At 60.7% G+C, this 21,183-nt stretch carries 19 protein-coding genes; 1 reads left to right on the top strand and 18 read right to left on the bottom strand.

What is annotated here, in order from left to right:
• Positions 1 to 299: 299 nt before the first annotated feature.
• The 9 genes from sucD to sdhC all read right to left on the bottom strand — a co-directional run bounded on the left by sucD (position 300) and on the right by sdhC (position 11,633).
• On the bottom strand, positions 300 to 1,184 hold the full coding sequence (gene sucD, locus HU750_RS22840) for a succinate--CoA ligase subunit alpha (protein WP_003254203.1): 885 nt from the start codon (positions 1,182 to 1,184) through the stop codon (positions 300 to 302).
• On the bottom strand, positions 1,184 to 2,350 hold the full coding sequence (sucC, locus tag HU750_RS22835) for an ADP-forming succinate--CoA ligase subunit beta (protein WP_008091914.1): 1,167 nt from the start codon (positions 2,348 to 2,350) through the stop codon (positions 1,184 to 1,186). Before sucC ends, sucD begins: the two co-directional genes overlap by 1 nt.
• 172 nt (positions 2,351 to 2,522) lie before the next feature.
• Positions 2,523 to 3,959 carry a dihydrolipoyl dehydrogenase gene (gene lpdA / locus HU750_RS22830; protein ID WP_027592872.1) on the bottom strand — a complete coding sequence of 479 codons (1,437 nt, stop codon included), beginning with the start codon at positions 3,957 to 3,959 and terminating at the stop codon, positions 2,523 to 2,525.
• A 93-nt stretch (positions 3,960 to 4,052) separates the two neighbouring features.
• Positions 4,053 to 5,273, bottom strand: a complete 1,221-nt coding sequence (odhB, locus tag HU750_RS22825; protein WP_027592873.1) for a 2-oxoglutarate dehydrogenase complex dihydrolipoyllysine-residue succinyltransferase — start codon at positions 5,271 to 5,273, stop codon at positions 4,053 to 4,055.
• 42 nt (positions 5,274 to 5,315) lie between these two features.
• Positions 5,316 to 8,147: a 2-oxoglutarate dehydrogenase E1 component gene (locus HU750_RS22820; RefSeq protein WP_027592874.1), complete on the bottom strand. Its 2,832-nt coding sequence runs from the start codon at positions 8,145 to 8,147 to the stop codon at positions 5,316 to 5,318.
• A gap of 245 nt (positions 8,148 to 8,392) precedes the next feature.
• Positions 8,393 to 9,097, bottom strand: coding sequence for a succinate dehydrogenase iron-sulfur subunit (locus HU750_RS22815; RefSeq protein WP_008091906.1), 705 nt, complete (start codon positions 9,095 to 9,097; stop codon positions 8,393 to 8,395).
• A gap of 11 nt (positions 9,098 to 9,108) precedes the next feature.
• Positions 9,109 to 10,881, bottom strand: a complete 1,773-nt coding sequence (gene sdhA, locus HU750_RS22810) for a succinate dehydrogenase flavoprotein subunit (protein ID WP_027592875.1) — start codon at positions 10,879 to 10,881, stop codon at positions 9,109 to 9,111.
• 3 nt (positions 10,882 to 10,884) lie between these two features.
• Positions 10,885 to 11,253, bottom strand: coding sequence for a succinate dehydrogenase, hydrophobic membrane anchor protein (gene sdhD / locus HU750_RS22805; RefSeq protein ID WP_027592876.1), 369 nt, complete (start codon positions 11,251 to 11,253; stop codon positions 10,885 to 10,887).
• A complete protein-coding gene (gene sdhC / locus HU750_RS22800; protein WP_077068487.1) occupies positions 11,247 to 11,633 on the bottom strand; it encodes a succinate dehydrogenase, cytochrome b556 subunit in 387 nt (128 codons plus the stop codon). Before sdhC ends, sdhD begins: the two co-directional genes overlap by 7 nt.
• A gap of 351 nt (positions 11,634 to 11,984) precedes the next feature.
• On the opposite strand from sdhC, the gene gltA reads away from it, so the two are divergent.
• Complete coding sequence (gene gltA / locus HU750_RS22795; RefSeq protein WP_027592878.1) at positions 11,985 to 13,274, top strand: citrate synthase; 1,290 nt, start codon at positions 11,985 to 11,987, stop codon at positions 13,272 to 13,274.
• A gap of 233 nt (positions 13,275 to 13,507) precedes the next feature.
• Here the strand turns inward: gltA and HU750_RS22790 are convergent, their stop codons facing one another.
• The 9 genes from HU750_RS22790 to HU750_RS22750 all read right to left on the bottom strand — a co-directional run bounded on the left by HU750_RS22790 (position 13,508) and on the right by HU750_RS22750 (position 20,760).
• Positions 13,508 to 14,113 (bottom strand): START domain-containing protein, encoded by a 606-nt coding sequence (locus tag HU750_RS22790; protein WP_186682529.1) that lies wholly within the window; start codon positions 14,111 to 14,113, stop codon positions 13,508 to 13,510.
• A gap of 33 nt (positions 14,114 to 14,146) precedes the next feature.
• Positions 14,147 to 14,401, bottom strand: coding sequence for a YkgJ family cysteine cluster protein (locus tag HU750_RS22785; RefSeq protein ID WP_186682527.1), 255 nt, complete (start codon positions 14,399 to 14,401; stop codon positions 14,147 to 14,149).
• Between the two features lie 130 nt (positions 14,402 to 14,531).
• Positions 14,532 to 15,008, bottom strand: a complete 477-nt coding sequence (locus tag HU750_RS22780; RefSeq protein ID WP_186682539.1) for a hypothetical protein — start codon at positions 15,006 to 15,008, stop codon at positions 14,532 to 14,534.
• A 61-nt stretch (positions 15,009 to 15,069) separates the two neighbouring features.
• Positions 15,070 to 16,512 carry an aminotransferase-like domain-containing protein gene (locus tag HU750_RS22775; RefSeq protein ID WP_027592882.1) on the bottom strand — a complete coding sequence of 481 codons (1,443 nt, stop codon included), beginning with the start codon at positions 16,510 to 16,512 and terminating at the stop codon, positions 15,070 to 15,072.
• A 339-nt stretch (positions 16,513 to 16,851) separates the two neighbouring features.
• The gene (locus HU750_RS22770; RefSeq protein WP_186682525.1) at positions 16,852 to 17,664 is read right to left on the bottom strand and encodes an OmpA family protein; all 813 of its coding nucleotides are present in this window, start codon (positions 17,662 to 17,664) and stop codon (positions 16,852 to 16,854) included.
• Complete coding sequence (locus HU750_RS22765; RefSeq protein WP_027592884.1) at positions 17,661 to 18,014, bottom strand: DUF4398 domain-containing protein; 354 nt, start codon at positions 18,012 to 18,014, stop codon at positions 17,661 to 17,663. Before HU750_RS22765 ends, HU750_RS22770 begins: the two co-directional genes overlap by 4 nt.
• A 9-nt stretch (positions 18,015 to 18,023) precedes the next feature.
• Positions 18,024 to 18,845 carry a substrate-binding periplasmic protein gene (locus tag HU750_RS22760; protein ID WP_186682524.1) on the bottom strand — a complete coding sequence of 274 codons (822 nt, stop codon included), beginning with the start codon at positions 18,843 to 18,845 and terminating at the stop codon, positions 18,024 to 18,026.
• 235 nt (positions 18,846 to 19,080) lie between these two features.
• On the bottom strand, positions 19,081 to 20,010 hold the full coding sequence (locus HU750_RS22755; protein ID WP_027592886.1) for an electron transfer flavoprotein subunit alpha/FixB family protein: 930 nt from the start codon (positions 20,008 to 20,010) through the stop codon (positions 19,081 to 19,083).
• Positions 20,011 to 20,760 carry an electron transfer flavoprotein subunit beta/FixA family protein gene (locus HU750_RS22750; protein WP_027592887.1) on the bottom strand — a complete coding sequence of 250 codons (750 nt, stop codon included), beginning with the start codon at positions 20,758 to 20,760 and terminating at the stop codon, positions 20,011 to 20,013.
• Positions 20,761 to 21,183: the final 423 nt, after the last annotated feature.

Raw genomic sequence — 21,183 nt, 5'->3', positions numbered from 1 at the left:
GGCACAGTGCTGCTTGTCCGATGTGCGTATGTGTTTGTCGTCTGTGCGACCGGGGACGGGGTAATTATCGCTGCGGGGCGGAAAGTGTCTGTATGAAAATCCCGATCATAGCTATCGAACATTCTTTGTTGCCTGTGTCGGCCTCTTCGCGGGGCAAGCCCGCTCCCACAGAGCTAAGGTAGCATCGGCCTTGTGGGAGCGGGCTTGCCCCGCGAAGAGGCCGACACAGGCAAACATACCCCCAACAACGACAAAGGCCACCCGAAGGTGGCCTCTGTGCGCGTGGGGGGTGAAGCGTATTACTTCTTGGCTTCCCAGCCAGTCAGCTCGGCCAGGGCCTTGCCGATGTCGGCCAGCGAACGCACGGTTTTAACACCTGCGTCCTGCAGCGCAGCGAACTTCTCGTCCGCAGTGCCTTTGCCGCCAGAGATGATGGCGCCAGCGTGGCCCATGCGCTTGCCCGCAGGTGCGGTAACACCCGCGATGTAGGAAACGACAGGCTTGGTGACGTGGGCCTTGATGTAGGCCGCGGCTTCTTCTTCAGCCGAACCGCCGATCTCACCGATCATGACGATCGCTTCGGTCTTCGGGTCTTCCTGGAACAGCTTCAGGATGTCGATGAAGTTGGAGCCTGGGATCGGGTCACCGCCGATGCCGACGCAGGTCGACTGGCCGAAACCGGCGTCGGTGGTCTGCTTAACGGCTTCATAGGTCAGGGTGCCGGAACGCGAAACGATACCGACCTTGCCTGGCAAGTGAATGTGACCTGGCATGATGCCGATCTTGCACTCGCCTGGGGTGATGACGCCTGGGCAGTTAGGGCCGATCAGGGTAACGCCCAGCTCGTCGCACTTGACCTTGGCATCCAGCATGTCCAGGGTAGGAATGCCTTCGGTGATGCAGACGATCAGCTTGATGCCGCCGAAGGCCGCTTCCAGGATCGAGTCTTTGCAGAACGGAGCCGGAACGTAGATGACCGAAGCATCAGCGCCAGTCGCTTCCACAGCTTCCTTGACGGTGTTGAACACCGGCAGGCCCAGGTGGGTGGTGCCACCCTTGCCTGGGGTAACGCCGCCGACCATCTTGGTGCCGTAGGCGATGGCTTGTTCGGAGTGGAAAGTACCCTGCGAGCCGGTGAAGCCCTGGCAGATGACTTTGGTGTCTTTATTGATCAGGACGCTCATTACTTGCCCTCCGCAGCTTTGACAACTTGTTGAGCAGCGTCGGTCAGGCTGGTTGCCGCAATGATGTTCAAACCGCTTTCTGCCAGTACTTTAGCGCCCAGTTCGGCGTTGTTGCCTTCGAGGCGAACGACGACCGGAACTTTAACGCCGACTTCTTTCACTGCACCGATGATGCCTTCGGCAATCATGTCGCAGCGAACGATGCCGCCGAAGATGTTGACCAGAACGGCCGCGACATTGCTGTCGGACAGAATGATCTTGAAGGCTTCGGTAACGCGCTCTTTGGTAGCACCACCACCTACGTCGAGGAAGTTGGCTGGCTTGCCGCCGTGCAGGTTGACGATGTCCATGGTACCCATGGCCAGGCCGGCACCGTTGACCATGCAGCCGATGTTGCCTTCCAGGGCCACGTAGTTCAGCTCGAAGCTGGCAGCGTGGGCTTCACGAGGATCGTCCTGCGACGGGTCGTGGAAGGTTTTCAGCTTAGGCTGACGGTACATGGCGTTTGCGTCGATGTTGATCTTCGCATCCAGGCAGTGCAGGTCGCCGTCGGCCTTGATGACCAGCGGGTTGACTTCCAGCAGGGCCAGGTCGTGTTCTTTGAACAGCTTGGCCAGGCCTACGAAAATCTTGGCGAACTGTGCAACTTGCTTGCCTTCCAGACCCAGCTGGAATGCCAGTTCACGACCCTGGAACGGCTGAGCGCCGACCAGCGGATCGATAGTAGCCTTGATGATCTTCTCAGGAGTTTCGTGAGCGACTTTCTCGATGTCCACGCCACCTTCGGTGGAGGCCATGAACACGATGCGGCGGCTCGAGCGATCGACTACAGCGCCCAGGTACAGCTCTTTGGCGATGTCAGTGCAGGATTCGACCAGGATCTTGGTCACTGGCTGACCGTTGGCGTCGGTCTGGTAGGTTACCAGGCGCTTGCCCAACCATTGCGCAGCGAACGCCTTGGCGTCTTCCTTGCTGCGAACCAGCTTGACGCCGCCCGCTTTACCGCGACCACCTGCGTGAACCTGGGCTTTAACAACCCACTCGGAACCGCCGATCTTGTCGCAAGCTTCTGCTGCAGCTTCAGGGGTATCGACAGCGAAACCCTTGGAAACTGGCAGGCCGTATTCAGCGAACAGCTGCTTACCCTGATACTCGTGAAGATTCATGCTTTTTACCGTCTTCGTTAGGTACTGCGCTTCGGCGCTGCGCCATTGCTGGCGCCGCACCACCTGTGACCGTTAACCCCGGGTTATCCCGTGTAGTCCGATCCGGCGGACTTTCCGCGGTGAGTCATGCACGCAAGACTCACGACGGGCAGCCCGCCGTGGTTTCTTATAATTAACGCTTCTTACGGTTGGCCACGTGAATGGCGCCGCCATTCACTGCCAGCGCTGCTTCATGCAACGCTTCGGACAGGGTTGGATGGCTGAAGACCATCATGCCCAGATCCTCGGCACTGGTGCCGAATTCCATTGCGATTGCGCCCTGCTGTACCAGTTCGGCAGCCGATGGGCCAATCACGTGCACACCCAGTACGCGGTCGGTCTTGGCGTCAGCGATAACCTTGACGAAACCACCGGTGTCGTTGGCTGCCATCGCACGGCCGCTGGCCGCGAACGGGAAGGTGCCTACGTTAACCTCAACACCCTCGGCCTTCAAGGATTGTTCGGTCTTGCCGACCCACGCGATTTCCGGGTGGGTGTAGATCACCGATGGGATCAGGTCGTAGTTCATCTGGGCCTTGTGGCCTTTGATGCGCTCGACAACCATGATGCCCTCTTCCGAGGCCTTGTGCGCCAGCATCATGCCACGTACCACGTCACCGATGGCGAACACGCCCGGCACGCTGGTAGCGCAGTGATCGTCGACGAAGATGTAGCCACGTTCGTCGATGGTGACGCCGCTGTCGGAAGCCAGCAGATCAGTGGTCACTGGACGACGGCCGACCGCAACGATCAGCTTGTCGAAGGTGATCTTCTGTTCGCCTTCGGCATTGGTGTAAGTCACTTCGACTTCGTTGCCGTTGACTTTCGAGCCGGTGACGCGAGCGCCCAGCTTGATGTCCAGGCCTTGCTTGGTCAGGGTCTTCTGGGCTTCTTTCGACACGGCGGTGTCGGCAGCCATCAGGAAGGTGTCCAGGGCTTCCAGGACGGTGACTTCAGCGCCCAGGCGAGCCCATACAGAGCCCAGCTCCAGGCCGATCACGCCAGCACCGATCACACCCAGACGCTTTGGAACCGACTGGAATTCCAGGGCGCCGGTGGAGTCGACGATGACGTTCTGGTCGACCGGAGCCGGCGGAATGTCGATCGGACGCGAGCCGGAGGCCAGGATCACGTTGTCGGCTTCGATGATTTCGGTGGTGCCGTCAGCTTTGGTGACTTCGACTTTCTTGCCGGCCAGCAGTTTGCCGTGGCCCTGGATCGAAGTTACGCCGTTAGCCTTGAACAGGGTAGCAACGCCACCGGTCAGGTTCTTGACGATGCCAGCCTTGCGGCCAACCATCGCGGCGACGTCCATCTTCACTTCGCCAGTGGAGATACCGTGGACGTTGAAGCTCTCTTTGGCTTCCTTGTATTTCCAGGAGCTGTCCAGCAGCGCCTTGGACGGGATGCAACCTACGTTCAGGCAGGTGCCACCCAGGGCCAGTTTGCCCTCGGCGTCGGTGTATTTCTCGATACAGGCAGTCTTCAGACCAAGTTGGGCAGCCTTGATGGCAGCCACATAGCCGCCAGGACCTGCACCAATCACCACTACGTCGAATTTCTGGGTCATAAAAGATTCCTTATCAGCTACAAGCTACAAGCCGCGAACCGCGCGGCCCCGCCTCTTTCGAAGCCAGGGGCCGAACGGTACGCAGCCAGAGGGTTAGATGTCCAGCAGCAGGCGAGACGGATCTTCCAGCAGGTTCTTGATGGTGACCAGGAAGGTTACCGCTTCCTTGCCGTCGATCAGGCGGTGATCGTACGACAGCGCCAGGTACATCATTGGGCGGATGACCACTTGACCATTGATGGCCATCGGGCGCTGGATGATGTTGTGCATGCCGAGAATGGCAGCCTGCGGCGGGTTGACGATCGGGGTCGACATCATCGAACCGAAGGTACCACCGTTGGTGATGGTGAAGGTGCCGCCGGTCATTTCTTCGATCGACAGTTTGCCATCACGGGCCTTCTTGCCGAAGGTGGCGATGCCGTTCTCGATTTCAGCCAGGCTCATCGACTCGGCGTTACGCAGCACCGGTACTACCAGGCCACGGTCGCTGGAGACGGCAACGCCGACGTCGGCGAAACCGTGGTAGACGATGTCGTTGCCGTCGATCGAGGCGTTCACAGCCGGGAAGCGCTTCAGGGCTTCGGTGGCAGCCTTGACGAAGAACGACATGAAGCCCAGGCGTACGCCGTTGTGGGTCTTCTCGAACAGGTCCTTGTACTTCGAACGCAGGGCCATGACTTCGGTCATGTCGACTTCGTTGAAGGTGGTCAGCATCGCCATGTTGGACTGGGCTTCAACTAGACGCTCGGCGATCTTGGCTCGCAGACGGGTCATCGGCACGCGCTTCTCGGTACGATCGCCAGCGGCGGTCACAACCGGGGCAGCAGCGGCAGCGGCAGGCTTGGCAGCCGGCGCAGCAGCAGGTGCAGACTTCTTGTTGGCGACTGCAGCGACAACGTCTTCCTTGGTGACGCGACCGCCTTTGCCGGTGCCGGCAACGGTAGCCAGGTCGATGCCGTTCTCTTCAGCCAGCTTGCGTGCGGCAGGCGCGGCAACCGGGTCGTCTTCGCCAGCATCGGCGGCAGCGGCAGCCGGGGCAGCAGCGGCCGGAGCAGCAGCAGGCGCAGCGGCAGCGCCACCTTCAACGATCGAACCCAGCAGCTCGTCGGACAGGACGGTGTCGCCCTCGCCCTTGACGATGTCACCCAGCACGCCATCGGCGGTGGCCAGGACTTCCAGGACGACTTTGTCAGTCTCGATGTCGACGATCAGCTCGTCACGCTTGACGGCGTCGCCCGGCTTCTTGTGCCAGGTGGCAACGGTGCCGTCGGCGACCGATTCCGGGAAGGTTGGGGCTTTGATCTCGATAGCCATTATCAGTGTTTCCTTAAATTCGGTTTCAGGTGCGCGAAGGCGTTAAACAGTGAAGGCGTCTTGCAGCAGTTTTTCCTGCTGTTCGGCGTGCTTCGAAGCGTAACCACAGGCTGGCGCGGCAGAGGCGTCGCGGCCGGCGTATTCCAGGACCAGTGCCTTGTTGTGGCGGCCCAGGATACGGCGCATGTGGTGCTGGCTGCTGTACCAGGCGCCCTGGTTCATCGGCTCTTCCTGACACCAGACTGCATGCTTGAGGTTGGTGTACGGCGCCAGGATTTCGACCAGGTCGTCTTCCGGGAACGGGTACAGCTGCTCGATACGCACGATGGCGATGTCTTCGCGGCCTTCGGCACGGCGTTTTTCCAGCAGGTCGTAGTAGACCTTGCCGCCACACAGCACCAGGCGCTCGACCTTGGCTGGATCCTGGGTGTCGATTTCCGGGATCACGGTCTGGAACGAGCCTTCTGCCAGGTCTTCCAAGGTCGACACGGCCAACTTGTGGCGCAGCAGCGACTTCGGCGTCAGGACGATCAGCGGCTTGCGCAGCGGACGGATGACCTGGCGACGCAGCAGGTGGTAGATCTGAGCCGGGGTGGTCGGTACGCAGACCTGAATGTTGTGCTCGGCGCACAGCTGCAGGTAACGCTCCAGACGCGCGGAGGAGTGCTCCGGGCCCTGCCCTTCATAGCCGTGCGGCAGCAGCATGGTCAGACCGCACAGACGGCCCCACTTGTGCTCGCCGCTGGTGATGAACTGGTCAATCACCACTTGCGCGCCGTTGGCGAAGTCGCCGAACTGGGCTTCCCAGATCACCAGCGCGTTCGGCGTGGTGGTCGAGTAGCCGTATTCGAACGCCAGTACCGCTTCTTCCGACAGGAAGGAGTCGTACAGGTCGAAGCGCGGCTGGCCTGGGAACAGGTTCTGCAGCGGCACGTAGGTGCTGGCGTCCTTCTGGTTGTGCAACACCGCGTGGCGGTGCGAGAAGGTGCCACGGCCGATGTCCTGGCCGGTCATGCGGATCGGGTGACCTTCGAACTGCAGGGTGGCGTACGCCATGGTCTCTGCATAACCCCAGTTGATCGGCAAGCCACCGGCCTGCATCTTCTGGCGATCTTCGTAGATCTTCGACACCTGACGCTGAACCACGAAACCTTCTGGCAGCTCGAGCAGCTTGGCCGACAGGTCTTGCAGGGTCTTGAGGTCGAAGCGGGTGTCGTGACGCGCGGTCCAGGCATGGCCCAGGTACGGACGCCAGTCGACGAACAGCTCGCGGTTCGGCTCCTTGACCAGGCTCTTGACCACGTGCAGGCCGTTGTCCAGGGCGTTGCGGTACTCGTCGATCTTGGCCTGAGCACGCTCGGCATCGATGCGACCGGCCTGGATCAGCGCTTCGGCATACAGCTCACGGGTGGTGCGCTGCTTGCTGATCTGCTGATACATCAGCGGCTGGGTACCGTTCGGCTCGTCGGCCTCGTTGTGGCCGCGGCGGCGGTAGCAAACCAGGTCGATGACCACGTCACGCTTGAACTGCATGCGGTAATCGATGGCCAGCTGGGTCACGAACAGCACGGCTTCCGGGTCATCACCGTTGACGTGCAGGATCGGCGCCTGAATCATCTTGGCAACGTCGGTGGCGTACTCGGTGGAACGCGAGTCCAGCGGGTTGCTGATGGTGAAACCAACCTGGTTGTTGATTACGATGTGCACGGTACCGCCGGTCTTGAAACCGCGGGTCTGCGACATCTGGAAGGTTTCCATCACCACGCCCTGGCCTGCGAACGCAGCATCGCCGTGGATCGAGATCGGCAGCACCTTGTCGCCAACGGTGTCGTTGCGGCGGTCCTGACGGGCGCGCACCGAACCCTCGACCACTGGCGAAACGATCTCCAGGTGGGACGGGTTGAACGCCATGGCCAGGTGAACTTCGCCACCGGTGGTCATCACGTTGGAGGAGAAGCCCTGGTGATATTTCACGTCACCGGAGCCCAACTCGTTCATCTTCTTGCCTTCGAACTCGTCGAACAGCTCGCGCGGGTTCTTGCCGAAGGTGTTGACCAGCACGTTCAGACGGCCACGGTGGGCCATGCCGATCACGACTTCCTTGGTACCGTAGGAGCCGGAGCGCTGGATCATCTCGTCCAGCATCGGAATCAGGCTTTCGCCGCCTTCCAGGCCGAAACGCTTGGTGCCTGGGTATTTGGTGCCCAGGTACTTCTCAAGGCCCTCACCGGCCGTGACGCGCTCGAGCAGGTGAGCCTGCACGTCAGCGGAAAATTCCGGACGGCCGCGCACGCTTTCAAGGCGCTGCTGGAACCAGCTGCGCTGCTCGGAATCGACGATATGGGTGAACTCGGCGCCAATGGTGCGACAATATGTCTTCTGGAGCGCCTCGGAGATCTCGCGTAGGCTCGCTTCCTCTTTGCCGATGAACAGGTCGCCGGCACGGAAGGTCGTATCAAGATCGGCATTGGTCAAGCCGTAGTGATTGATCGACAGGTCTACGGGCGCAGGGCGCTGCCACAACCCCAACGGGTCGAGCTTGGCAGCCTGATGGCCGCGCATACGATAGGCCTGGATCAGTCGCAGAACTTCAACCTGCTTCTTCTCGTGTTCACTGCTCACGCTCCCGGCGGATACCGGTTGGGCGCGGCGCTGGTTCTTTGCCAGCAGTACGAAATGGTCGCGGATTGTCGAGTGCGATACATCGGTAGCGGTGCTGCCGTCGGCTGGCAACTTCTGGAAGTAAGTGCGCCACTCTTCTGGCACAGCGTTAGGGTCGTGCAGGTAAAGCTCGTAGAGCTCTTCCACATATGCAGCGTTACCACCTGAAAGGTGGGCGCTTTCCCACATGCGCTGCATCACGCTTTCTTGCATGCTTGGTCACCCTCGGTTAGGGGACGATCGGCGAGAGCCACAGCAAACCTGGAAAAGTCCGAACACAGCGACTGAACCACGCCACTTGGATCTTGCTGATTTTCCGGGTACCAGCCCGGAAAGCCCCTGCTGGTCTCATATCTTCATAGGTAATGAGCGCGGGCTTTGTGGGCCCTTGCTCGAGTTTTACCTCAGTGCGGGCTCACCACCCGCACCTCGGCTTACTGCAGGTACAACGCTTTGAATCAGGTACCGCTTTGCAGCAGCATGTTACGTACGTGACCGATTGCCTTGGTTGGGTTCAGACCCTTAGGGCAAACGTTTACGCAGTTCATGATCCCACGGCAGCGGAAGACGCTGAACGGGTCATCCAGGGACGCCAGGCGCTCCTGGGTCTTGGTGTCACGGCTGTCGGCCAGGAAGCGATAGGCCTGCAGCAAGGCAGCGGGGCCCAGGAACTTGTCTGGGTTCCACCAGAACGACGGGCAAGAAGTCGAGCAGCAAGCGCACAGGATGCACTCGTACAGACCGTCCAGCTTGTCACGCTCTTCTGGCGACTGCAGACGCTCGATGGCCGGAGCCGGGGTGTCGTTCTGCAGGAATGGCTTCACCTTCTCGTACTGCTTGTAGAAGATGCTCATGTCGACGACCAGGTCACGAATGACCGGCAGGCCCGGCAGCGGGCGCAGTACCAGCTTGTTGCCCTTGACCACGCCCGACAGCGGGGTGATGCAGGCCAGGCCGTTCTTGCCGTTCATGTTCATGCCATCGGAACCGCACACGCCTTCACGGCAGGAGCGACGGTACGAGAAACCCTCGTCCTTTTCCTTGATCAGTGCCAGTACGTCCAGGACCATCAGGTCCTTGCCGCCGGTATCGACGTCGAACGACTCCATCTTGGGCGCCGAGTCGGTGTCGGGGTTGTAACGATAAACTTCGACTTTCAACATAGCAGCCACCCTTAGTAAGTCCGGATTTTAGGCTCGAAGGCCGGCACGGTCTTCGGCGCAAAGTTGACGCCGCGCTTGGCAACGCGCTTCTCACCCGGGTAGTACAGGGTGTGGCACAGCCAGTTTTCGTCGTCACGGTCTTCGAAGTCTTCACGGGCGTGAGCACCGCGCGACTCTTTACGGGCTTCGGCCGCAATGGCAGTAGCTTCGGCAACTTCCAGCAGGTTCTGCAGCTCCAGCGCTTCGATACGCGCGGTGTTGAAGGCCTGGGACTTGTCGTTGATCTTCACGTTGGCGATGCGGTCACGCAGGCCAGCCAGCTGCTCGATACCCTTCTGCATGTATTCGCCAGTACGGAATACACCGAAGTAGTTCTGCATGCAGCTTTGCAGCTCGCGCTTCAGGCTTGCCACGTCTTCGCCAGTGGTACGCTCGTTGAGCTTGTTCAGGCGGTTCAGGGCAACATCGACGTCGGTGTCGCTGGCATCGCGGTACTCGACGCCTTCGGTCAGCGCCTTTTCCAGGTGCAGGCCTGCAGCACGGCCGAACACGACCAGGTCGAGCAGCGAGTTACCGCCCAGGCGGTTGGCGCCGTGGACCGATACGCATGCCACTTCACCTACGGCGAACAGGCCCGGAATGATGTGGTCCTTGCCTTCGGCGTCCATGGTGATGGCCTGGCCATGAATGTTGGTGGCAACACCACCCATCATGTAGTGGCAGGTCGGCACGACCGGCACCGGCGCGACCACTGGGTCGACGTGGGCGAAGGTCTTGGACAGTTCGCAGATACCTGGCAGGCGGCTGTGCAGCACTTCCTCGCCCAGGTGGTCCAGCTTCAGCAGTACGTGGTCCTTGTTCGGGCCCACGCCGTTGCCGGCGATGATTTCTTTGACCATGGAACGGGCAACGACGTCGCGGCCGGCCAGGTCTTTCGCGTTCGGCGCGTAACGCTCCATGAAGCGCTCGCCGTGGGCGTTGATCAGGTAGCCACCCTCACCGCGGCAACCCTCGGTGACCAGTACACCGGCGCCGGCGATGCCGGTTGGGTGGAACTGCCACATTTCGATGTCCTGCACCGGTACACCGGCACGCAGGGCCATGCCGACACCGTCACCGGTGTTGATCAGGGCGTTGGTGGTCGAGGCGTAGATACGGCCCGCACCGCCAGTAGCCAGAACGGTGGCCTTGGACTTGATGTACAGGGTTTCGCCGGTTTCGATGCAGATGGCGATCACACCAACGAACGCACCGTCCTGGTTCTTCACCAGGTCAACGGCGTAGTACTCGTTGAGGAAGGTGGTGCCGGCTTTCAGGTTGCCCTGGTACAGGGTGTGCAGCAGCGCGTGACCAGTACGGTCGGAAGCGGCGCAGGTACGAGCAGCCTGGCCACCCTTGCCGAAGTCCTTGGACTGGCCACCGAACGGACGCTGGTAGATACGGCCGGTTTCGGTACGCGAGAACGGCAGGCCCATGTGGTCCAGCTCGAAGACCGCAGCCGGGCCTTCCTGACACATGTATTCGATAGCGTCCTGGTCACCAATGTAGTCGGAACCTTTGACGGTATCGTACATGTGCCAGCGCCAGTCATCGTTCGGGTCGGCCGAAGCGATGGCGCAGGTGATGCCGCCCTGGGCGGATACAGTGTGCGAACGGGTCGGGAAGACCTTGGTCACTACGGCAGTCTTGTGACCACCTTGAGCCAGCTGCAGCGCTGCGCGCATGCCGGCGCCGCCGCCACCAATAATGATGGCGTCGAAGGAAATAGTTGGAATGCTAGCCATGGATCAGATACCCCAGAGAATCTGCACACCCCAGACGAAGTAAGCGAACATCGCAACGCCGCATACCGCCTGGAACAGGAAACGAATCGCAGTTGCCGACTTGCCGAACGCCATTGGCGTCAGGTAGTCGGTGGCAATGGTCCACATGCCGACCCAGGCGTGAGCGCCCAGGGCAACGAGGGCCAGCAGACTGAAGATCCGCATCGCGTTGTTGGAGAACAGACCGTGCCACTGGGCATAGTCGATACCTGGGTGGGCTACGACGTAACCGATCAGGAAGAGGAAGTAAGCCGCGAGAACGACCGCAGAGACGCGCTGTGCCATCCAGTCATAGAGGCCCGAACGCGACAGGTTCGTGACATTGGTTACCATACCCAAACTCCCACCAGAACGATCACCACCACGGAGATGACAATCACGATTTTCGAGCCCAGTTTGCCGCCTTCCAGCGTCTCACCGATGCCCATGTCCATGATCAGGTGGCGAACACCTGCCACCAGGTGATACAGCAGGGCGGACAGCAGGGCCCAGGTCACCAGTTTGGCCAGCGGACTGGTCAGACACGCCTTCACCTCACCGAAGCCTTCCTCGGAACCCAGGGACTTGCCCAATGCATAAAGCATGATGGCCAGGCCGAGGAACAGGATGACGCCGGAGATACGGTGCAGAATGGACGTGTACGCGGTGATCGGGAGCTTGATGGTCCTTAGGTCTAGGTTTACAGGTCGTTGGCTTTTCACGGCTTTTTTCACACTGAAGAGCCCCTAGCGAACAGGGCAAAGTTGTTGGTAAGTGTACTGGTCAGGTACCCACCACCCAGGGAACGGCGACCCCCAGCAGTTCGGGCTTGCAAGCCCCTGGCGGTCGGGTGCCGAGTATAGACAGTTAGGCTGCTTATGACAACGTGATGGGGTAGCCCAAATAGCGCATTGCCTTTAGCGAGCAAAAGGCGTAAATGGGCGACAATTTCGAGAAAAATCAGGCCTCAGGCCCCGTTTCAACCAGCCTTTAGGCAAATTGACATCTGAATTTATCCCTCTATAGTGGTGCGGGCCCTGCGTGGGGGGTCTGTCTGATGATTTCAAGCATTAATAGGAGGCCACATGGCTGACAAAAAAGCGCAGTTGGTCATCGAGGGCGCTGCCCCCGTCGAGCTGCCCATTTTAACCGGCACCGTTGGTCCTGATGTAATCGACGTCCGCGGGTTGGGGGCCACTGGTCACTTCACCTTCGACCCTGGTTTCATGGCGACTGCCTCGTGCGAGTCGAAGATCACCTACATCGACGGCGACAAGGGTATTCTGCTGCACCGCGGCTACCCCATCGAACAGCTCGCCGAACAATCGGACTACCTCGAAACCTGCTACCTGCTGCTCAACGGCGAACTGCCGAATGCCGAGCAGAAGGCCCAGTTCGTCAGCACCGTGAAAAACCACACCATGGTTCACGAGCAGCTGAAGTCCTTCTTCAACGGTTTCCGCCGCGACGCTCACCCAATGGCGGTGATGTGCGGTGTGGTCGGCGCCCTGTCGGCGTTCTACCACGACTCCCTGGACATCAATAACCCGCAACACCGCGAAATTTCCGCGGTGCGCCTGGTCGCCAAGATGCCGACCCTGGCCGCGATGGTTTACAAGTACTCCATGGGTCAGCCGATGATGTACCCGCGCAACGACCTGTCGTACGCGGAAAACTTCCTGCACATGATGTTCAACACCCCGTGCGAGATCAAACCGATCAGCCCGGTGCTGGCCAAGGCAATGGACCGGATCTTCATCCTCCACGCCGACCACGAGCAGAACGCCTCCACCTCCACCGTACGCCTGGCAGGCTCCTCGGGTGCCAACCCGTTCGCCTGTATCGCCGCCGGTATCGCCGCACTGTGGGGCCCTGCCCACGGCGGTGCGAACGAAGCCGTACTGACCATGCTCGATGAAATCGGCGATGTCTCGAACATCGACACCTTCATCGCCAAGGCCAAGGACAAGAACGATCCGTTCAAGCTCATGGGCTTCGGTCACCGCGTTTATAAAAACCGCGACCCACGCGCCACCGTGATGAAGCAAACCTGCGACGAAGTCCTGCGTGAGCTGGGCATCAAGAACGACCCGCAGCTGGAACTGGCCATGCGCCTGGAAGAGATCGCCCTCACCGATCCTTACTTCATCGAGCGCTCGCTGTACCCGAACGTCGACTTCTACTCGGGGATCATCCTCAAGGCGATCGGCATTCCGACCAGCATGTTCACCGTGATCTTCGCCCTGGCGCGTACCGTCGGCTGGATCTCGCACTGGAAAGAAATGCTCTCCAGCCCGTACAAGATTGGCCGCCCGCGCCAGCTGTACACCGGCGAGCAGAAGCGCGACATCGTCGCCCTGACCGACCGCAAGTAAGCTCCTCGAGCCGAACGCAAAAAGGCTGCCCTCGGGCAGCCTTTTTTATTGCCATCTTGCTCGATCCGATGCGGCGTCGCGGGAGCAATTGTCTTGCCTAAATTTTGAAAGTTTGCGCGATTACTGTGGGAGCGGGCTTGCCCCGCGAACACCGGCAAAGCCGGTGCCATTCACCGCGCCGCCCCATTCGCGGGGCAAGCCCGCTCCCACAGAGGCCGAAGCCTGCCTGAACTTCAGTTTTTCTCAGCCCGCTCACGCAACCCTTTCAGGGTATTGAACGGCGCATCGACCACGAACTTGTTAGCCACCATCGCCGGCACACTACCGCCCGGCTCGGTGTGCACCTGGTAGGTCACTTCTGTCGTGTCACCCTTGGGCACCAACTTCCAGAAGCCCTCGACTTTCGCCACCCGCACGAACCCCTTCTCCTCCGGGAGATAGGTCGGCTCTTCCTTCAGGTTACGCGTCAGGCTACCGTCCGCCTCCTTGACCGTGGTGATGTGCAGCACCGAGTCCCGCGGGGTGACCGGCCATGGCGTGTTGAACTGGGTGTAGGTCCAGCTCTGGTCACCTTCGTGCTTGAGCAGCTTCTGCGACTTGCACTCATGAATCCAGGCACACGCCCCGGCTACGTCCTCTTGCAGCGCCTCGACCTTGGCCAGCGGCGCCTTGATCACGGTAACGCCGCGGTAGGCCTTGTACTTGGAGCCCGCCACTTCACTGGTGGAAACCTTGATCCCCTCCTCGTCCTTGGCCACCTGCCAGTTCTCGGCCCAGGCAGCGGGCGCCAACAACGCACCCATGCCACACAGCAGTGCAATACGCTTGAACGATCTCATCATCTTTATCCTTATTGTCGAAGATCCAGCCTGTCACGCCGCCGTGATCTGCTCCCACCAACCGAGAATCCTGATTGCCTCATCGCGATCACTGCCGCACACCTCGATGTCTGCCTTGAACCCACCGCACACCGCCGGCCGCTCGGGCTTGCCGAACAGGTCGCAGAGGTTGTCGACGGTCAGGTGCAGGCAGCGCTCGCCGGCCGGCTTGCCTTGGGGCATGCGCGGCATTGCAGAGCTGATGGACGGGGCGATGCAGCAAGCACCGCAACCCTCACGGCAGTTCATGGTTATTCACCAAAATCAGGTCTCCCTGGAGCAAAACGGGACGAACGTCACCGGATAGTAACCGCTCAAACATGCGTTTGAAATTGCTGGCCCGACGAAATATGCCGTGACCCAGCAGTCAGTTGCCTGGCTATTGGCGGTATTCGAATTCGATGGCCGCCCCTTCCACATCGCGGCGGCTTTCATTGCGTAATTGAAGTTGCATTTCGTTGCTGATCAAGCGGCCATTGAGCTGGAACGGGCTTTCATCGCTCTGCGGCTTTTCAGTGAACATGGCCGGCAGCAAAGGTTTTCGTCGCGTGGGCGAACTGCCCACATTCGGTTCAAGGTCGTTGACCATGTCGACAGGCAAACTCAGATCCAGCGCGGGCTTGGGCAACGGTGTAGCCACCGCCTTGCTGACCGGCTTGTGCGCCGTACGCTTTTTGGCAGGCTTGGCAGCTTTGCCAGCCGCCTGTTTCGACACAGGCTTGGCCACCGGCTTTTTCACGGGTTTGGTTTGGGAAGCCTGCGCCTGGCCGGCAGGCTGCGCAGCCTGGGCGACGCCGCTGAAACAGCAGATCGGCACCAGGCAAAAACTCAGAGCGATACAGCGCAACAGTTTCATGGACATCGGCAGTCAGGCTGGAAAATGCATATGCTCCCTGTTCCGCCTGCGCCTGACAAGCCTACAAAAGTGAACCTGTCGTCTCTCTGCACAATTGCTGGGCCAAAAGCCCCAGGGTAATCACCGCCCGCTCGGCCTCTTTGTTCCACGGGATGCCGCAGTTAAGCCGGATGCAGTGGTTGAATTGCTCGGTGTTACTGAAGATCAACCCCGGCGCGATACTGATGCCCTGCTCCAGCGCCCGCACATGCAGGTCCTGGGTATTGACCCGCCCCGGCAGGCTCACCCAGAGAATGAACCCGCCGGTAGGCCGGGTCATCTGCGTGCCTTCAGGAAAGTGCTGTTGCACCGCCAACTGGTAAGCACTGAGGTTCTTGCGGTACTCCTGGCGGATGTAGCGCAGGTGCCGGTCATAGCCGCCGTTTTCCAGGTAAGCGGCCACCCCCATCTGCGTCACGCTGCAGGCCGAATGGGTGGTGAAGGTCTGCAGGCGCTGGATTTCGTCCTGGTACCGCCCCGCCACCATCCAGCCGACCCGCACCCCCGGCGACAAGGTCTTGGAAAAGCTCGAGCAATAGATCACCCGGTCCAGCCGGTCGAACGCCTTCAGCGCCTTGGTCTTGCCTTGTTCGAACATCAATTCGCCATAGATGTCGTCTTCGACGATCTGGATATCGAAGTCCGAAGCCAGGCGCAGCAACTGTTTTTGCCGCTCCTCAGGGATGGTGCCGCCCAGCGGGTTGCTCAGGCGCGACGTCAGCACCAACGCCTTGATCGACCACTGGTTGGCGGCCAACTGCAAGGCTTCCAGGCTGATCCCGGTGGACGGGTCGCTTGGAATTTCGATCACTTTCAGGCCCAGCAGGTCAGCCAACTGCAGCAAACCGTAGTAAGTCGGCGACTCGGCGGCGATCAAGTCCCCCGGGCGGGTCAGCACGCGCAGCGACATCTGCAAGGCATCGACGCAGCCATGGGTCACGATGATTTCACGCGGGTCGACCAGCACACCGGCATCGCGCATGCGGATGGCGATCTGTCGGCGCAGCGGCTCGAAGCCTGGGCTGAACATGTAACTGAACGCACGTGGGCTATGGAAGCGGGTCACTTTGGCAATCTGCTGGTGCAGGGCGCGCACCGGCAGGTAATCCACATGAGGCACCGCAGCACCGAACGGAAACACGCCGTCGCGGCGCGCTTCGGTCAACACCTGCTGAATGATGCTGGCCCGGGTCACCAGGCCAGGGCGCTCTACCCGGGCGATATCCGGTGTTTGCGCGGTCAGGGCGGGGGTCTGGTGAACGTAGTAGCCCGACTGCGGGCGCGCGCGGATCAGCCCTTGGTCTTCAAGATTGGCATAGGCCTGCAGCACCGTGGCGTGGCTGACATTGAGCTGGGCGCTCATCTTGCGCACGGAGGGCACGCGCTCACCCGGCTGGTAGACACCCCGGCGGATGTCCTCGGCCAGTTGCTGGGCGATACGCTGGTATAGCAGCAGGTTGGTCATGGCGATATCTCGACGCGCGGACGGGCTCGTTATTGTTGTGCGACTCACTGACGGTAGAGAATACCGTAACAGTTGCGAAGTGTACTGGGACAGATTGCAGAATAGCCAACAATACAATGCCAGGACAGCATCCAGACAAGCGAGCCGGCCCGCTCACCGGTAATTGGCAGACAACCAAGGGGGCTGGGCTGGTGAGCGGGCTAACCCGTGGGAGCGGGCTTGCCCCGCGAACACCGGCGAAGCCGGTGCCATGCATCGCATCGCCCCCTTCGCGGGGCAAGCCCGCTCCCACAATGACCAGGCTCAATCACCTACAAGAAGGACCATCCGGCAGCGAGATCAACGCGCGGGGGCGAGCTTGCCTTTGTCGTCAGAAAAGACGATTTCTACCCGGCGATTCTGCGCCCTGCCCCGCTCCGAAGCATTGGCTTCGATCGGGTACTGGTCACCATAGCCTTCAACCTGCAGACGCTTTTCGTCGATGCCCAGGTCCACCAGCATGTCAGCCACCGCCTGCGCGCGATCACGCGAGAGCTTCAGGTTGTCTTCCGGGGCGCCGGTGCTGTCGGTGTAACCCTCGATGCGCACCACACGGCGCGGGTTGAGCTGGAGGAACTGCACCAGTTTTAGCACCGTACGACTGGCCGAATTCTTAAGGTCGGCACGCCCGGTATCGAACAGCACATCGCCCAAGGTCATCACCAGGCCACGGTCCGTCTGCTCCGAAGCCAATGCGGCAATCTGCGACTCGACCCACTTGCCTTGCTGCTGCACGCTGACGAGCTTCGCTTCACGCAGCGCCAATTGCAGGCGTTGGCGCTCCAGGTCGAGCTTGGCCAGGCGCTCCTGGTTCAGCGCAAGCTTGGCATGTTCGCTGGCAATTTCGCTGTAGCGCTGGCTCAGGTAGGCGTAGTGGCGCACATCGGTACCGGTGCCGATATAACTGGACAGGCGCTCGGCCCGCGCCAGCGATTCACCGGCACGAATCACATCGCGCGGCGCACTGCGCAGCACGTCGGAGTCGTCTTTTACCTTCTGGAAGGTGGCACTGGCTTCATCCAACGCCGCCTCGCTGCGATGGCTGGCGCACCCGTGCAAGCCTGCCGTCAACGCCAGCAACACCAGCGCCGTCATGGGTGTATGGCGCATCATGGCTGCACCTCCAGCTGTTTGCGCAGGCGCGTAACCCGCGATTGCAGCACTTGCAGCTGCTCTTCACTCTTCTGGTTCAGCACCTGGGCCTCGGCCAGGCGTGCATCCAGTTCGGCCTGCTCGGCACGCATGCGCGCATCGCGAAAATCTTCGGTAAGCATGTTGGTCTTGGCCCGGGCAAGCTTGTCTTCGGCCAGCTTCAGCGCCTCGACCTGCTCGGTGGCGCCAACGGCCTTGGCCTGTTCCAGCGCCTGCTCAGAAATGCGCAGCTGCTCGTTCGGCGCCGGGTCGTTGGCGCAACCCGCCAGGCCGAGCATGGCCAGAGCAAGGAATAGTGGTTGGATTCTCACGCAATCTTCCTAATGTTTGGGGGCGTCCAGCGGCACCTGCATCTGCGCCTTCCAGCGCTCGACATTTCGTTGCAGCACAGCCTCGGACGCACCGGAGATCGGCAATTCTGTCAGTTTTTTCGCCAGTTGCCCACGCAACCAGCTGTCATTGCACGCCGAGTTGTGCGACACGGCCAGGTACAGCCCTGGGCGATCGACTGGCAGGCCGCGGGCAATCAGGTCGTTGCTCATGCCCAGGCTCTGGGTCATGGCCATGCCGGAGTAGCGCCCGGCGAGCACATAGTCCACCTGCCCCAGCACCAGTTTCTGGAATGCCTGGGTCAGGTTTTGCGCAGGCTGCAACTTCAGATGGGCTTTGGCGAACGCTTCAAAGGCCGGCGTGAGACGCGCGCGCTCAGACAAACTGCCCTGGTACTTGGCCAGGTCTGCCGGGCCCTCGAAGGCCAGCTCGGCGTCATGCCGCGTCCAGACCAGGTATTCGTTCAACTGCAACGGCGGGTGGATGTAGTCCAGTGCGGTCAGCTGGCCGACCTGCAGGGGCGTATCGAGCAGCAGGTCCATTCGCCCACTGCGCACTTCTTCCAGCGCCTGGTCACGTCGCCCTGCACTCAGCACGTCCACCTTCACACCCAGCTCACTGGCCACCTGCTGCAACAGGTCGACATTGGCGCCGATCAGGTGCTTGGGGTCTTTCGGGTCCTGCCAGGAATACGGGGGCGCATCGGGGCTGCCGGTCGCGACCAAACGTTCGCACTTGCCTGCCGCCATCGCGACGGGCGCCAGCATCGCCGCCATGCATGCCAGTACACCGCCTGCTTTACGCAGCACCATTGCTCACTCCTTGTATTGCTTGGCCCGGCCCATCAGGTACACGCCGCACCTGTAGGAGCAGCCTTGTGCGGCGAAAGGGCCGGCATGACCAACAAATTTTTGTGGCTGTGACTGCCTCTTCGCAGCACAAGGCTGCTCCTACAGGAACCGCGACAAGCACTGCATCGGAAAAGGCCATAAAAAAACCCGGCCCTCAGTACGAGGGCCGGGCTTCTTTATAAGTGAAGCAGGCGGATCAGACCAGCTTTTCCAGCTCCGGAACCGCTTCGAACAGGTCAGCGACCAGGCCGTAGTCGGCCACCTGGAAGATCGGCGCTTCTTCGTCCTTGTTGATCGCAACGATCACTTTGGAGTCTTTCATGCCGGCCAGGTGTTGAATCGCGCCGGAGATACCGACGGCGATGTACAGCTGCGGTGCGACGATTTTGCCGGTCTGGCCGACCTGCATGTCGTTTGGCACAAAGCCTGCGTCGACTGCGGCGCGCGAGGCACCGACGGCTGCGCCGAGCTTGTCAGCCAGGCTGTACAGGTGCTTGAAGTTGTCACCGTTGCCCATGCCACGGCCGCCGGAAACGACGATCTTGGCAGCGGTCAGTTCTGGGCGGTCGGACTTGGCCAGCTCTTCACCGACGAAGGTGGAGATACCGGCGTTGTGCGCAGCGCCAACAGTTTCGACAGCAGCGGAACCGCCTTCTGCAGCAACGGCGTCAAAACCGGTGGTACGCACGGTGATGACCTTGACCGCAGCGCTCGATTGCACGGTGGCAATGGCGTTACCGGCATAGATCGGGCGCTTGAAGGTGTCGGCCGATTCAACCGAGATGATCTCGGAGATCTGGTCGACGTCCAGCAGTGCGGCGACGCGCGGCAGGATGTTCTTGCCGTTGGTGGTGGCCGGGGCCAGCACGTGGCTGTAGCCCTTTGCCAGCTCGACGATCAGCGGCGCGACGTTTTCTGGCAGGACGTGGGCGTAGGCTGCGTTATCAGCAACCAGTACCTTGGCAACACCCGCGATCTTGGCAGCAGATTCGGCAACGCCGCCGACGTTCTGGCCAGCGACCAGCACGTGCACATCACCACCGATCTTGGCGGCTGCGGCGACAGTGTTCAGGGTGGACGGGGCTACAGCACCGTTCTCGTATTCCGCGACAACCAGGATAGTCATTTAGATTACCTTCGCTTCGTTCTTCAGCTTCTCGACCAGTTCGGCCACCGACTTGACCTTGATACCTGCGCTGCGTGCAGCCGGCGCTTCGACTTTCAGGGTCTTGTTGGTGGAAGCGAGCGATACGCCCAGCGCGTCTGGCGTAACGGTCTCCAGCGGCTTCTTCTTGGCCTTCATGATGTTCGGCAGCGACGCGTAGCGCGGCTCGTTCAGGCGCAGGTCGGTGGTGACGATCGCTGGCAGGCTCAGCGATACGGTCTGCAAGCCGCCATCGATTTCACGGGTGACGTTCAGCTTGTCGCCAGCGACTTCAACCTTGGAGGCGAAGGTGCCTTGGGCGTAGCCGGTCAGCGCAGCCAGCATCTGGCCGGTCTGGTTGTTGTCGCTGTCGATGGCCTGCTTGCCGAGAATGACCAGCTGTGGCTGCTCTTTGTCGACAACGGCTTTCAGCGCTTTGGCCACGGCCAGCGAATTCAGCTCATCAGCGGCTTCGACCAGAATGGCACGATCGGCACCCAGTGCCAGCGCAGTACGCAGCTGCTCCTGGGCAGTGGTCGGGCCGACGGAAACGACGACGATCTCGGTCGCAACGCCCTTCTCTTTCAGGCGTACGGCTTCCTCAACGGCGATTTCGCAGAAGGGGTTCATGGACATCTTGACGTTTGCAAGGTCGACGCCGGAGTTGTCCGCTTTGACGCGAACCTTGACGTTGTAGTCGACCACTCGTTTGACAGCTACAAGAACCTTCATGGATTCCTCGTTACTCTCCGGTGAATAGAAAGTCGCCTGGGGACATGCCCGGCGATGCGCGTGGGTACAAGGGCACCTCTAAAAACGTACCGGGAGAAGCAAACTTCAAGGTGACCGAGCAGTCTTGTCGCGACGCTTGCGGCAAATACCCGCGGGTCATTTTCTGTGGTGGCGTGTAAACTCCACTACATACCGTGAATTGGCCCGAAAGCCTTACTCCACACCTGGTCTTTAGAGGTGTACCTGCGCCCGGCGGTAAGCCTACGGCGAACGTAAAACCGCTCGTATCTTGACCGCAACACCCAATCCGGTCAATACGGCAAATCGGTCACCCTCCAGCCGTACGCCTGTGATTTTACTGGCCTGCGGCAAATTCAAACAAACGTTTGTATTGGACCCGCCAAGTGGTGTAGATATAATGCG

The organism is Pseudomonas sp. SWRI50 (assembly GCF_014269095.1).
Classification (GTDB): Bacteria; Pseudomonadota; Gammaproteobacteria; order Pseudomonadales; family Pseudomonadaceae; genus Aquipseudomonas; species Aquipseudomonas kermanshahensis.
Note: the sequence above shows the minus strand (reverse complement) of the source record. Positions and strands in the feature narration are given on the sequence as shown.

Bases quoted from the DNA above. Each gene is read 5' to 3' on its own strand.
- HU750_RS22750 (WP_027592887.1), bottom strand. From the start codon at position 20,760: ATGAAGGTTCTTGTAGCTGTCAAACGAGTGGTCGACTACAACGTCAAG.
- HU750_RS22770 (WP_186682525.1), bottom strand. From the start codon at position 17,664: ATGATGCGCCATACACCCATGACGGCGCTGGTGTTGCTGGCGTTGACG.
- lpdA (WP_027592872.1), bottom strand. From the start codon at position 3,959: ATGACCCAGAAATTCGACGTAGTGGTGATTGGTGCAGGTCCTGGCGGC.
- HU750_RS22775 (WP_027592882.1), bottom strand. From the start codon at position 16,512: ATGACCAACCTGCTGCTATACCAGCGTATCGCCCAGCAACTGGCCGAG.
- HU750_RS22785 (WP_186682527.1), bottom strand. From the start codon at position 14,401: ATGAACTGCCGTGAGGGTTGCGGTGCTTGCTGCATCGCCCCGTCCATC.
- sucC (WP_008091914.1), bottom strand. From the start codon at position 2,350: ATGAATCTTCACGAGTATCAGGGTAAGCAGCTGTTCGCTGAATACGGC.
- sdhD (WP_027592876.1), bottom strand. From the start codon at position 11,253: ATGGTAACCAATGTCACGAACCTGTCGCGTTCGGGCCTCTATGACTGG.
- odhB (WP_027592873.1), bottom strand. From the start codon at position 5,273: ATGGCTATCGAGATCAAAGCCCCAACCTTCCCGGAATCGGTCGCCGAC.
- sucD (WP_003254203.1), bottom strand. From the start codon at position 1,184: ATGAGCGTCCTGATCAATAAAGACACCAAAGTCATCTGCCAGGGCTTC.
- gltA (WP_027592878.1), top strand. From the start codon at position 11,985: ATGGCTGACAAAAAAGCGCAGTTGGTCATCGAGGGCGCTGCCCCCGTC.
- HU750_RS22820 (WP_027592874.1), bottom strand. From the start codon at position 8,147: ATGCAAGAAAGCGTGATGCAGCGCATGTGGGAAAGCGCCCACCTTTCA.
- HU750_RS22760 (WP_186682524.1), bottom strand. From the start codon at position 18,845: ATGGTGCTGCGTAAAGCAGGCGGTGTACTGGCATGCATGGCGGCGATG.
- sdhA (WP_027592875.1), bottom strand. From the start codon at position 10,881: ATGGCTAGCATTCCAACTATTTCCTTCGACGCCATCATTATTGGTGGC.
- HU750_RS22755 (WP_027592886.1), bottom strand. From the start codon at position 20,010: ATGACTATCCTGGTTGTCGCGGAATACGAGAACGGTGCTGTAGCCCCG.
- HU750_RS22780 (WP_186682539.1), bottom strand. From the start codon at position 15,008: ATGAAACTGTTGCGCTGTATCGCTCTGAGTTTTTGCCTGGTGCCGATC.
- HU750_RS22815 (WP_008091906.1), bottom strand. From the start codon at position 9,097: ATGTTGAAAGTCGAAGTTTATCGTTACAACCCCGACACCGACTCGGCG.
- HU750_RS22790 (WP_186682529.1), bottom strand. From the start codon at position 14,113: ATGAGATCGTTCAAGCGTATTGCACTGCTGTGTGGCATGGGTGCGTTG.